This is a genomic window from Glaciihabitans sp. INWT7 (genome assembly GCF_014217685.1).
GTDB lineage: Bacteria > Actinomycetota > Actinomycetes > Actinomycetales > Microbacteriaceae > Lacisediminihabitans.
In genome coordinates, this window is record NZ_CP043653.1 from 403,366 (window position 1) to 415,464 (window position 12,099).

Here is a 12,099-nt window from a genome sequence, read left to right on the forward strand (position 1 = left end):
TGCCGATTCCAGCGCTCCTAGTAGCGCTGTACTTCCGTCCGATTCCCGTCGGGCGGGGTGACACGTTCTGCGCGGAGAATGGGGGATTCGAACCCCCGAGGGCTTGCACCCAACACGCTTTCCAAGCGTGCGCCATAGGCCACTAGGCGAATTCTCCTGGGCGGCCCGACCCACAAGTGAGGGGAGGCCATGAAGAATCTTACGGGATGATCCATACGGGGCATGACGGCACTCACTGTCGCGGACATCGGTCTGTTCACATCCGCAACGTGATCGGGGCATCCGGTCGCTGGACAGTGTTCAGTGTGTACTCACTGATTTACGGACAGAAGCTCGTGAGAACCGGGAACTCGGCGTATTTCCCGAATCGTTACCGAATCAGCTTGTGAACAACCAGAGAACTTTGTAAAGTGACACTCAACACTCGTCAGGTGACGCCGAAGTCGCCTGAGGAAAAATGTTGGGAGAAGCATGACCGACGCGACGACGCGTGGCACCGCCAGACTTTCGAGTGCCCGATTCGCTGTTTCCAAGGGCTTCGTCACCGTGGGCGTCTCGACGGTTCTCCTTTTCATCGTCTGTGCCGTTGCCGCCCCGTCGAGTGTCGCCCCCGGTGCCGTCCTCGGAATGATCCCCTTCGCTGCGGTACTCGCCATCGTGGGTCTCGGGCAGATGCTGGTCGTGCAGCAGGGGGGCATCGACCTCTCGATTCCGGGTGCAGTATCCCTCGCCATCGTCATCGTCAGCCACGAGCCGAATGGTGACAACAGCAAACTGGTGCCCGCCATCCTGCTTGCCATCGGCTACGCGATCGCCGCCGGATTGCTCAACGGGTTCATGGTCGGACGACTCGGCCTCAACTCGATCATCGCCACGCTGGGCACAAACGCGCTGCTCTATGGCGCCGTGCTCGGAATCTCCGGCGGTACCCCCCGAAGCACCACCCGACTGCTCGCGTCCGTCGCCGGCGGCCTGACCTTCGGCATCCCGAACTCCGCATTCTTTGCGCTCGGCGCGCTCGTGGTCGTCGCCGTGATGGTCAAGCGCACGGTCGCCGGTCGCCGCTTCGAGGCCATCGGCGCGAACCCCTTCACCGCCCGTGCAACCGGACTCCGCGTGCGCGTCCACCAGTCACTGGCTTTCGTCTGGGCACAGCTTCTCTATTGCCTCGCCGGCATTCTTCTCGCGGGGATCACCAACCAGCCGACCGCCTTCCAGGGTGACTCCTACCTACTCCCCGCTGTGGCGGTCGTCGTGCTCGGTGGCACCTCGCTACTGGGCGGTCGCGGATTCCCGATCGCCACGGTGATCGCCGCCATCTTCCTGAGCCAGCTCGACCAGTTCGTGCTGTCCCTCGGAGTGCCCTTCGCGGTGCGCACGCTGGTGCAAGCCGGTGCGCTCGCGGTGGGGGTCGCGCTGTACACCGTGGACTGGCCCGCGATCCGGCAACGGATCCGGCCGAGGTCCCCCCGAATCACCGCGCCGGCCTGATCGGTCGGCGCGCACAGAATTTCGACGGAGCGGTCGAAAACACGCGACAGAGGCGTCGCAATCAACCCAGGAGGAAAGTGCACATGAAACGTCGCAATACATTCGCCATGCTTGCCACGACTGTCGTGGCGGTATCACTGGCGCTCGCCGGCTGCAGCAGCTCGTCTACCGACAGCGGCTCGACCTCGGGTGCAGGAAAGGCCCCGGCGGGCGCACCGTCGTGGTGTGGCCCCAAGAAGATCACCCTCGGACTTCTCGACGGATTCGGCGGCAACAGCTGGCGACTCGTCACGACTGCCGCCGGTGCTGACGAGGTCAAGAAGTGCGCGAGCGTCACCAAGTACGAGTACGCGGACGGCCAGGGCGACACGCAGAAGTCGATCTCGGACATCCAGGGAATGGTCGCGAAGGGCGTCGACGCTCTCGTGGTATTCCCGGACGCGGGCCAGGCCATGCTTCCCGCCCTCCGCAGCGCCTACAAGGCCGGCGTCGTGACGGTGCCGTACCGCGTCTTCCCCGGTGGTAAAGACGGCGTGGACTACACCGCATGGATCGGAGCCGACTTCACGACCGACGGCAAGAACTGGGGCAACTGGATCAAGACCAACCTGCCCGACGGTGGCAACATCCTCTTCGTCAGCGGGCCGAAGGGCAACAGCCAGGCCACCGACGAGCTGAAGGGCCTCAAGTCGGTGCTCACCGACTCGAAGTACAAGTACATCGGTGAGACGCCAGAGGTCACGAACTGGGACCCGGCGCTGACGCAGCAGGTGCTCACCGCAGACATCGCCAAGTACCCGAAGATCGACGTGATCGTCTCCGACTTCGGACCGTCCCTGGTGGGAGCACTTCCCGCCTTCGCCAAGGGTGGACGCTCGATTCCGGCACTCGTGACATCCGACGGCAACTCGCTCGGCTGCTTCTACGAGGACAACAAGGCAGCCAACCCCGATTTCAAGCTGATGACTGTAGCGACGGGCAACGACAACGTGCGTCTCGCCGTCCAGTACGCCGTCGCGAAGGCAACCGGTGGAAAGCTTCCCGCAGACAAGGTCTTCAAGGCTCCGGCCTTCGAGGACTCGGTGAGCGGAACGCCGAGCCAGGTGCAGTGCGAGAAGGACCTGCCGGGTGACATCTACCTGTCGGCCCAGATGTCGCCGACCGACCAGGCGGCGCTGCTCAAGAAGTAGGACTGTCGGGCCGGCCGCGACACTTCGTCGTGGCCGGCCCCTAGCCCGTTCCACCCTGAATCACCGCATCGACTGCAAAGGCGCACACTCGTGAACAACCAGGACACCATCGACGTGACCACCCCAGACAGGGTTCCCGCCCTTGCCCCGGCGACCCTCACGATGTCGCATATCTCCAAGCTCTACTCGGGCGTCGCTGCACTCTCAGACGTCTCGGTCACGATCTCACCGGGCGAGGTCCACGCCATCCTCGGCGAGAACGGGGCCGGCAAATCCACCCTGATGAACGTCGCATCCGGTACCGCACAGCCCGACGGCGGCACCATCGAATTCGAAGGCACTCCGACCGGCGTGCTGAGCCCCGTGATCGCGGGGCAGCTCGGCATCGCGATCGTGCACCAGCATCCAGCCGTGCTCCCCGACATGACCGTGCTCGAGAACCTGCAAGTGGCGCTGCCGGCGTCGGTCTTCTCGACCGGCAGCAGTGTGGATGCTACGGCTGCCGCGCTCCTCGCGGACGTCGGCCTCTCCGTGCACCTGCGCGACCGGGTCGAACTGCTCACGGTGGCCCAGAAGCACCTGTTGGAGATCGCGAAGGCTCTCGCCCTCAAGCCAAAGCTGCTCATCCTCGACGAGCCGACCGCCCCCCTGGGGCAGGACTCCGTCACGCTGCTCTTCGACCGCGTGCGGGCAGTCGTGGCGGCGGGCACCGCCGTCGTCTACATCACCCACCGCCTCGCGGAGGTGCGAGAGCTCGCCGACCGTGTCACCGTGCTGCGGGATGGGCGGGTTCGCGGTTCGGTACCGGTCGACCAGATCACCGACGACGAACTCCTCGCCATGATCGTGGGTCGGCAACTCGAATCCACCTTCCCCGCGAAACACGTTCCAGCGCCGGACGACGAGGTCAACTTCACGCTGGATGGCCTCACCGGCCCGGGCTTCGCCAAGATCTCGATCGAGGCAGTCCGGGGAGAGATCGTCGGAATCGCGGGAGTCGTGGGGAATGGCCAGAGCGAGCTCATGCGCGCTCTCGCCGGCCTCGAGGATTTCACGGGAACGGTGCGGGTCGCGGATGCGACCCTGACCTCCCGGGACCTCCTGCGCGATGCCGCCTTCATGCCTGCAGACCGCCATCGCGAGGGCCTGATGATGTCGCTCTCGGTGCGCGAGAACGCCGCGGTCTCCGCGCTCACGAAGTTCCGCCGCTGGCGACTTCTCAGCCGCAAAAGAGAACTCGGAACCGTCGGACAGACGCTCGGATCACTCGCGGTCAAGGCAGCATCGATGGATGCCGTCGTCTCCTCGCTCTCGGGCGGTAACCAACAGAAGGTGGTGATGGCCCGTGCGCTGCTCTCCGAACCGCGGATGGTCATCGCCGACGAGCCGACGCAGGGGGTGGATGTCGGAGCCCGCGCCGAGATCTACGGCATCCTTCGCGAGGTATCCGCCTCCGGAATCCCGGTGGTGGTCGCCTCCTCCGATGCGAAGGAACTCGAGGGACTCTGCGACCGAGTGATCGTCATGTCGCGCGGACACGCTGTGGAAGTGCTTCGCGGCAGCGAGATCAGCGAAGAACGGATGATCACGGCGGCGGTGCGTTCGACGACGCGGTCGGTCTCCGTGGATTCGGTGACCGACGCCTCGAAGTCCTCGGGGCTGCGACGATTCGTGCAGGGGGACTACGCACCGGCGGTGCTGCTCGTGGGCGTGATCGCGCTGCTCGGCTCCTTCATCTTCAGCCAGAACGCCCGCTACCTCTCCGACTTCAATATCTATTCCGTGCTCACACTGGTGAGCGCGCTCGGGTTCATCGCGCTCGGGCAGACGATGTCCCTGTTGATCGGCGGGATCGACCTGTCCGTCGGGCCCCTCGCCGGATTCCTGGTCGTGATCGCGTCGTTCTTCATCAACGACGGAAAGCCCCCACTGGCGATAGTCCTCGGTTTCGTCCTGATGGTCGTGGTCGCGGGCGCGGTGGGCCTCGTGAACGGCTCGCTCATCCGGTTCGCCAAGTTCACGCCGATCGCGGCGACCCTCACCATGTACATCGCCCTCCAGGGGCTCAGCTTCATCCTGAGGGACGGGCCGGATGGATACATCAATTCGACTGTCACCGCGGTGATCGGGTGGCAGATCGGTCCGGTTCCCGGCGCTTTCCTCGTGCTCGTGATCGCGACCCTTGTTGCCGAGTTCTTCCTGCGCAAGAGAAGGTGGGGCTGGCGTCTGCGGGCGACCGGATCGAGCGAAGAGTCGGCGCGCCGGTCCGGTGTCGGCATCAATCGCACCGTGATCCTCGCGTACGTTGCGACGTCGCTCTTCACCTTCGCCGGGGCGGTCATGCTCATGGCGCAGATCGGCGTGGGGGATCCCGCCCAGGGAGTCGGATACACCCTCACCAGCATCACCGCCGTCGTGCTCGGCGGCACCAGCCTTCTCGGCGGGCGTGGCACCTTCGTCGGCACCCTTCTCGGCTCGATCCTGCTCGTGCAGGTGCTCAATGCGACGAGCTTCCTTGGGCTGTCGCAGATGTGGCAGTACATCTTCCAGGGACTGCTCATCCTCGCGGCAGCCATCCTCTTCTCTGTGGTGCGAGCGCGCAAACAGAAACGTGAAGTCGTATGACCCGACTCCGGCGGGGGTAGCCGGATGGACACGCTCGGCACCCGCCTCAAGGAGCTCCGACGGAAGTCCGGACTGAGCCTGCGCGAGCTCGCTCGCCAGGTGGATGTGTCGCCGTCCTTCGTCTCCCAGATCGAGAATGGCAAATCGCAGCCCTCCGTCGCGACCCTCTACGCGTTCTCCCGCCGCTTGAATGTCACGGTCGACGAACTCTTCGAGGGACGCCTCGCGCCCACCGCGGAGGAGACGGTGCCGGCAGAAAACGGGCTGACGGACCCGGCTTCGGCGTGGCGCCCCTCGGAGTTCGCCAACCGGATCTCGGTAGTGCATCCGAGCCACCGCTCACGCCTCGACATGGCCGCGGGGGTGGTCTGGGAACGACTGGCGGCGACGCCCGAGACATCGGTGAGCTTCATGAAGATCCTCTACAAGCCCGGCGCCTCGTCCGCCGACACCGAAGAACTCTCCCGGCACGCGGGCTATGAATACGGGTACGTCACCGCCGGGCAGCTCGAGGTGAGGATCGGGGAGGAGGTATTCGTGCTGAACGAAGGCGAATCCCTCGGCTTCGACTCGTCGATACCGCACCTGTTCCGCAACCCCGGGACCGTGGAGATGCACGGCATCTGGTTTGTGCACGGCCGGGGCGACCATGCCGAACCGACTATTTCAGAACACTAGACACAGGGAAACAGAACATGCGCGCAGCCGTCTTCCATGGAGCACACGACATCCGTATCGAGCAGGTCGATGCGCCCACCGGTGCTGGCCCCGGCGAGGTGCTGCTTCGCCCATTCTGGTGCGGCATCTGCGGCACCGATCTGCACGAATACGCCGCCGGCCCCATCGTGATCCCCACGCACCCGCATCCCCTCACCGGGGCATCGGCTCCCCAGATCCTGGGCCACGAATTCTCCGCCGAGGTTCTCGAGATCGGTGCGGGGGTCACGAACGTGTCGGTCGGGCAGCGCGTCTCGGTCATGCCGATCATCTCCTGTGGGCGGTGCTATTTCTGCCGGCGAGGCCTCAACCACCTCTGTGTGGACATGGGATGCGTCGGCTTGAGCTTCGCCTGGGGTGGCATCGCCGAACTGGCCCTTGTGCCGGCCAGCCAGGTGTATGCGCTGCCGGATGCGTTGTCGGAGATCCAGGGCGCGCTCGTGGAACCCACTGCTGTTGCCGCCTACGGGGTGGACACCGCGGGGGTGCGCCCGGGAGACACCGTGCTGATCACGGGTGCCGGGCCCATCGGGGCGCTCGCCTCGATCTACGCGAACTCCATCGGCGCGCGGGTGTTCGTCTCCGAGGTCAACCCGGTGAGGGCTGCGCTGGCTCGTTCCCTCGATGTGGGCGAGGTGCTCGATCCCTCCGCCATGGACGTCGTCGGCTACCTGAGGGACGCCACCGCCGGCATCGGTGTGGATGCGGTGGTCGAGTGCTCAGGCAACGAACGTGCGCTGCAGACGGGCTTCGGTGCTGTTCGGTCCGCCGGAACGATCACGCAGACCGGCCTGCACACTCGCCCCGCTTCGATCGATCCGATGCAGGTCTCGCTGCGGGAGATCACCTACAACGGCACGTGGTGCTATCCGCTCACCGACTGGCCGCGCGTGATCGACCTCATCGCCCGCAAGGGGCTGCCGGTCGAACGGGTCGTCACGGCGGAGATCGCGGTGGCTGATCTGGTGGAGAAGGGATTCGACACCCTGCTCGACCCGAGCGGCAACGAGGTGAAAGTACTCGTCAACGCGCGCTGACCTTCCTGAGAGAGTAGAGCGCCACTGAACAGTGTGGCGCTCTACCGGGTCATGCGGAGGGGGACTGCCAGATCTCCAGCTGGATGCCGTCGGGGTCGCGGAGATAGGCCCACTTGGATCCCGCGTGGACGCCGGACTCGAGGGTGATCGGCGGGGCGTTGAAGACGGCCCCCTTCGCGGTCAGGTCTGCGTACGCGGCATCGAGGTTCGACACCTCCAGGCAGATATGAGCAGACCCGATGTCGCCATTGGTCCGGTCGAATTGGCGGCCGACCGGATGCTGGTACTCGAGGAATTCGATGCGCGTGCTTCCCAATGAAATCATGGCGAAGGAGAGATGTGCTTCGGGAACCTGGAGGGCCTCGGAGAGTGCTTCGCCCGATCCGTCGGTCACGTCTCCCGGGGTGAGCCCGAACATGCGCGAATACCACTCGAACGACTGTTTGATGTCGCTGACCGAAAGGCCGATGTGGTGCACTCCCGAGATGGCGAAACTCATTGCAACTCCTTTGTTGGCGTGGGTGGAACGTCAGGCACGAATACGACCAGAACACGAATCTGCATCGATCCGGGCAGCAACAGTTTGACTCATCGCGAACGAACTGTACAGTGAGACTATACAAACGCGACGCCGGGGTGACTCAGTGCACACACTGGACAACGGCTCGCATCTGCAAGGGAGCAGAGTAGATGAGCGATCGATTGGCCGGGCGCACCATTGTCGTCACCGGCGGCGGTTCCGGCATCGGTGCCGGCATCAGCCGCGGCTTCGCGGCCGAGGGGGCGAACGTCGTGATCGCTGACCTCAACCTCGAGGCCGGACAGGCCGTCGCGAACGAGATCACCGCCTCCCAGGGATCCGCCTTCGCGACCCGCGTCGATATCACCGACCGCGCGACCGTCGCCCAGGGGATCGCGGATGCGGTGGCTCGGTTCGGCAGGATCGACGCCTACTTCAACAACGCCGGAATGAACTCCCCCATGAAGTTCCTGGAGATCACCGAGCAGAATTTCGAGCTGATCATGCGGGTGAACGCGCTCGGAGTGCTCATCGGGATCCAGGAGGCAGCGAAGCAGTTCCTTGCCCAGGGGGGCGGGGGCAAGATCGTGAACACCGCCTCCATCGCGGGCCGCACCGGATTCCCCAGCTTCGCGCCGTACAGCGCGGCGAAGGCTGCCGTGATCTCCCTCACTCAGGCCGGCGCCCGGTCGCTGGCATCGCACGGGATCACGGTCAATGCCTTCGCTCCGGGAGTCGTGGCGACCCCCCTCTGGACAAAGCTCGATGCCGACCTGGAGAAAATGGGCGAAGGCGACTCGGGGTTCGACTCGATGGCGAGCGACATCCTGCTCGGTCGCCCCGCCCAACCCGAAGACATCGCCCCGACGGCGATCTTTCTCGCGAGCTCTGATTCCGACTACATCACCGGCCAGGTCATCGCGATCGAAGGCGGAATGATCCTCGTCTGATGTGCACCCTCGACTTCAACCGGCCCGGAAAGGACCACCGATGACCACAGCAACCTTTGGCACCAACGCCGTCGATTGGGAGACCAGGATCGACTTCGACCGGCTTCGCGAGGAACGTCTCGCCCGGCTGCGGGTGAAGCTCGAGGAGTCGGATCTTGGCTCCTTGCTCGCCTTCGACTTCGCGAACATCCGCTACATGTCCAGCACCCACATCGGCACGTGGGCGATGGACAAGCTCATCCGCTTCTCGCTGATCACCCGCAACAGCGACCCCATCGTGTGGGACTTCGGCTCGGCGGCAAAACACCACTCCCTCTCCAACCCGTGGCTCGACACCACCACGTCGGAGATGGATGCAGACCCGCACGCGCCTCATCACGGAGCGGTGCGCCCCCGCGCGGAGTCGGGCTCCCGCGCGGGGATCTCCACTCTCCGTGGCGCATTCAACCCCAATGCGGGCATCGCCGAAGAGCTGGCTCGCAAGATCAAGCGCGAGCTCGAGAAGTTCGGCGTGGCGAACGAACCGCTCGGGGTCGATGTCATCGAGCTCCCCGTGCTCTTCGCCCTGAAGTCGCTCGGCATCGATGTCGTCGACGGGCAGCAGGTCTTCCTCGAGGCGCGGGCGATCAAGGGGCGGGACGAGATCTCCCTCCTGACGCAGGCCGCATCGATGGTGGACTCCGCCTACGAGACCCTGTACGAGTTCCTGCGCCCCGGTGTTCGAGAGAACGAGACCGTCGGTCTCGTCTCGAAGACGCTGTACGACCTCGGCTCGGAGTACGTGGAGGGCGTGAATGCGATCTCGGGCGAGCGCTGCTCACCGCATCCCCACGTCTTCTCAGACCGCCTCATCCGGCCGGGAGATCCGGCATTCTTCGACATCCTGCACAGCTACCAGGGCTACCGCACCTGCTACTACCGCACCTTCGCTGTCGGTTCCGCGTCTTCGGCGCAGAACGATGCCTACACCCGCGCCCGGGAATACATGGATCGGGCGATCGCGCTGGTGCGTCCGGGGGCTACGACGGCGGACATCGTCAAGGTCTGGCCGAAGGCGCAGGAATTCGGATTCCCCGACGAAGAGGCGGCTTTCGCCCTCCAGTACGGTCACGGAGTCGGACTCTCGATCTGGGAGAAGCCGATCTTCTCTCGCCTGGTCTCGCTCGAACACCCCGAGGTGCTCGAGGAGGGGATGGTTTTCGCCCTCGAAACGTACTGGCCCTCGGCGGACGGCATCGGGGCGGCTCGCATCGAGGAAGAGCTGGTGGTCACGGCGACCGGCTGCGAGGTGATCACGAAGTTTCCGGCGGAGAAGCTCCTGGTGGCCGGACAGCGCTACTTCAGCGTGGATGGACCACTCCCGACCCTGCGGAACGCGCAGTCCCACCTCAATACACCCGAGGGTCGCGGCGACATCGCCTGAGCGATCGCAACCGAGAACAGCCGGAGGACGACGATGAAAGCGGCCCTGTATTACGGCACCCACGATGTGCGCATCGAGCAGGTGCCCGATCCCGTCAGAAGGCCGGGAGAAGCCCTGCTGCGCATTCTGCGCAGCGGGATGTGCGGAACGGATGCCACGGAGTGGAAAGCCGGCCCGCACACCTTCCCCGTGCCCGGACCCCATCCGCGCACGGGACACAGCGGTCCGATGATCCTCGGCCACGAGTTCATCGGTGAGGTGCTGGAAGTCGACAGCGGAGGCCGGTTCGCTGTCGGGGACATCGTCGCGAGCGGCGCCGGCGTCTGGTGCGGGGAGTGCGTGAGGTGCCGAGAGGGCCGCACCAACCTGTGTCTCAACTACTACACCCTCGGTCTCAACACCGACGGGGGAATGGCCGAGTTCGTCTCCTGCCCCGAGCGCGCACTGGTGCCCGTGCCGACGGGGCTCTCCCTCGACCTCGCGGGACTCTCGCAACCCTTGGCGGTCGGCCTTCATGCCGCCCGGCGGTCAGGGGTGAAGGACGGCGAGTCCGTCGTCATCATCGGAGCGGGCGCCATCGGATCCTTCGTGCTTGCGGGGCTGAAGTCGCTCGCCGACATCGACCTCACCGTCGTCGACTTCGCCGGGGCACGCCTCGATCGCGCCCTGCGGTTGGGGGCGAACCGCGTGATCGCGGTGGACGACGAGACGCGAGAGGCAGTGCTCGCCGCGGTCGGGGAGCGCGGCGCCGATCGTGTGGTCGAAGCGAGCGGAGCTCCCGGGCAACTGAACAACGCGATCTCGCTCGTGCGCACCGGAGGCACCATCCTGCAGGTCGGCCTGCCGTCGAAGGAACAGTCCGTAGACATCCATTCGCTCGTCATGCGGGAGATCACCGTGCGAACGACCCTCGCGCACGTGTGCGGCGAAGACCTCGAGCCCGCGCTGCGCATCCTGGCGACCACCGAGCTCGGCACCGAGCTCCTCGACACCGACACCGCGGGCGGTGTGCTGCCGCTCGACAGGCTCGCTGAGCAACTCGAACGCCTCGCGACCGGCACGCTCGAAGGCAAAGTGCTCTTCGACCCCTCCCTCTAAACCCGAAGGATCCCCTCATGAAGGCATTGCAATTCTCCGCCCAGGATGTTCCAGAGATCGCAGAACTCCCCATCCCCGACATCGCGGACGATGAAGTTCTGGTCGCGGCCCGATCCGTGGGCGTCTGCCACTCCGACATCGACCTGTTGGAGGGCCGGTACATCATCCCCTTCAGCTACCCGATCATCCCCGGACACGAGTGGTCGGGAGAGATCGTGAAGGTGGGACGCAAGGTCACTGGCTTTTCCGTGGGGGACCGGGTGGTGGGGGAATGCGTGATCGCAGCCGATCACTTCGGTTTCTCGATCAGCGGTGCTGCGGCAGAGTTCTTCGTTGCCAAGCCGTCGTGGTTGCATAAGCTTCCCGACCAGATCTCCTTCACCGTCGGTGCACTCGTCGAGCCCTTCAGCGTCGCGTACTACGCACTCGTGCGGGCCGGGGGAGTGGATGCGAGCGACACCGTCGTGGTGCTGGGCGCCGGGCCGGTCGGACTCGCCGTCACTGCCGCGGCTGCCGCGATGGGCGCGGTCACGGTCGTGGTCGAGCCGGCCGAGGGCCGTCGTGGGATCGCACTGTCACTCGGAGCGAAGCACGCGGTGCATCCGGACGACGTCGTCGCCCTCCTGGCCGACATCACCGCCGGTCGGGGCGCCGATCTCGTGGTCGAGGCATCCGGTCGCCCGGCGGTGATGGCCACCGCTCTGGAGCTCGTCGCGTTCCAGGGCCGCATCGCCTATATCGGTATCGATGTGGGGCGCGAAGCGTCCGCGAAGCTCGGGCTGATCCAGTCGAAGGAATTGCGGATCACCGGATCCATCGGCTCCCCCGGCGTCTGGCCGGAGACCCTGCGCTTCCTTGCGAACAGCGGGATCGACCTCAGCCCTCTCGTGACCCAGCACTTCGGTGTCGATGAGGCACTCGATGCGCTGGATGCCGCGCACCATCCGGAGTCGACGATCAAGGCGCACATCGACCTGGTCGGCACGCTTCCGGCCTGACGAATAGGGCCGCCCCTCCGGCGGAAGCGGGAGGGACGGCCCGGAGTAGC

The 12,099-nt window shown here is 65.4% G+C and carries 10 protein-coding genes and 1 tRNA gene; 9 read left to right on the top strand and 2 right to left on the bottom strand.

The window, feature by feature from the left end; translation table 11 throughout:
• Positions 1-72 precede the first annotated feature (72 nt).
• Positions 73-157, bottom strand: a tRNA-Ser gene (locus tag F1C58_RS02015).
• A 314-nt stretch (positions 158-471) separates the two neighbouring features.
• On the opposite strand from F1C58_RS02015, the gene F1C58_RS02020 reads away from it, so the two are divergent.
• From F1C58_RS02020 to F1C58_RS02040, 5 genes are all read left to right on the top strand, one after another.
• On the top strand, positions 472-1,491 hold the full coding sequence (locus F1C58_RS02020) for an ABC transporter permease (RefSeq protein ID WP_185202370.1): 1,020 nt from the start codon (positions 472-474) through the stop codon (positions 1,489-1,491).
• A gap of 83 nt (positions 1,492-1,574) precedes the next feature.
• Positions 1,575-2,681 (top strand): substrate-binding domain-containing protein, encoded by a 1,107-nt coding sequence (locus F1C58_RS02025; RefSeq protein WP_219732018.1) that lies wholly within the window; start codon positions 1,575-1,577, stop codon positions 2,679-2,681.
• Positions 2,682-2,771: 90 nt separating this feature from the next.
• Positions 2,772-5,306, top strand: a complete 2,535-nt coding sequence (locus F1C58_RS02030; protein ID WP_255461213.1) for an ATP-binding cassette domain-containing protein — start codon at positions 2,772-2,774, stop codon at positions 5,304-5,306.
• A gap of 24 nt (positions 5,307-5,330) precedes the next feature.
• The gene (locus tag F1C58_RS02035; RefSeq protein WP_185202371.1) at positions 5,331-5,984 is read left to right on the top strand and encodes a helix-turn-helix domain-containing protein; all 654 of its coding nucleotides are present in this window, start codon (positions 5,331-5,333) and stop codon (positions 5,982-5,984) included.
• A 17-nt stretch (positions 5,985-6,001) separates the two neighbouring features.
• Complete coding sequence (locus F1C58_RS02040; RefSeq protein WP_185202372.1) at positions 6,002-7,060, top strand: 2,3-butanediol dehydrogenase; 1,059 nt, start codon at positions 6,002-6,004, stop codon at positions 7,058-7,060.
• A gap of 49 nt (positions 7,061-7,109) precedes the next feature.
• Here the strand turns inward: F1C58_RS02040 and F1C58_RS02045 are convergent, their stop codons facing one another.
• Positions 7,110-7,559, bottom strand: a complete 450-nt coding sequence (locus F1C58_RS02045) for a VOC family protein (RefSeq protein ID WP_185202373.1) — start codon at positions 7,557-7,559, stop codon at positions 7,110-7,112.
• Positions 7,560-7,750: 191 nt separating this feature from the next.
• Between F1C58_RS02045 and F1C58_RS02050 the strand changes: the two genes are divergently transcribed.
• From F1C58_RS02050 to F1C58_RS02065, 4 genes are read left to right on the top strand one after another with little or no spacing between them, the layout of a single operon-like run.
• A complete protein-coding gene (locus F1C58_RS02050; protein ID WP_185202374.1) occupies positions 7,751-8,530 on the top strand; it encodes an SDR family NAD(P)-dependent oxidoreductase in 780 nt (259 codons plus the stop codon).
• Between the two features lie 40 nt (positions 8,531-8,570).
• Complete coding sequence (locus F1C58_RS02055; RefSeq protein WP_185202375.1) at positions 8,571-9,953, top strand: Xaa-Pro peptidase family protein; 1,383 nt, start codon at positions 8,571-8,573, stop codon at positions 9,951-9,953.
• Positions 9,954-9,986: 33 nt separating this feature from the next.
• Positions 9,987-11,051 carry a zinc-binding dehydrogenase gene (locus tag F1C58_RS02060; protein WP_185202376.1) on the top strand — a complete coding sequence of 355 codons (1,065 nt, stop codon included), beginning with the start codon at positions 9,987-9,989 and terminating at the stop codon, positions 11,049-11,051.
• Between the two features lie 17 nt (positions 11,052-11,068).
• Positions 11,069-12,049: a zinc-binding dehydrogenase gene (locus tag F1C58_RS02065; protein WP_185202377.1), complete on the top strand. Its 981-nt coding sequence runs from the start codon at positions 11,069-11,071 to the stop codon at positions 12,047-12,049.
• The last annotated feature ends 50 nt before the right edge of the window (positions 12,050-12,099 follow it).

Excerpts from the sequence above, each read along its gene's own strand:
- F1C58_RS02020 (WP_185202370.1), top strand. The coding sequence starts at position 472 with ATGACCGACGCGACGACGCGTGGCACCGCCAGACTTTCGAGTGCCCGA.
- F1C58_RS02025 (WP_219732018.1), top strand. The coding sequence starts at position 1,575 with ATGAAACGTCGCAATACATTCGCCATGCTTGCCACGACTGTCGTGGCG.
- F1C58_RS02035 (WP_185202371.1), top strand. The coding sequence starts at position 5,331 with ATGGACACGCTCGGCACCCGCCTCAAGGAGCTCCGACGGAAGTCCGGA.
- F1C58_RS02040 (WP_185202372.1), top strand. The coding sequence starts at position 6,002 with ATGCGCGCAGCCGTCTTCCATGGAGCACACGACATCCGTATCGAGCAG.
- F1C58_RS02045 (WP_185202373.1), bottom strand. The coding sequence starts at position 7,559 with ATGAGTTTCGCCATCTCGGGAGTGCACCACATCGGCCTTTCGGTCAGC.
- F1C58_RS02050 (WP_185202374.1), top strand. The coding sequence starts at position 7,751 with ATGAGCGATCGATTGGCCGGGCGCACCATTGTCGTCACCGGCGGCGGT.
- F1C58_RS02055 (WP_185202375.1), top strand. The coding sequence starts at position 8,571 with ATGACCACAGCAACCTTTGGCACCAACGCCGTCGATTGGGAGACCAGG.
- F1C58_RS02060 (WP_185202376.1), top strand. The coding sequence starts at position 9,987 with ATGAAAGCGGCCCTGTATTACGGCACCCACGATGTGCGCATCGAGCAG.
- F1C58_RS02065 (WP_185202377.1), top strand. The coding sequence starts at position 11,069 with ATGAAGGCATTGCAATTCTCCGCCCAGGATGTTCCAGAGATCGCAGAA.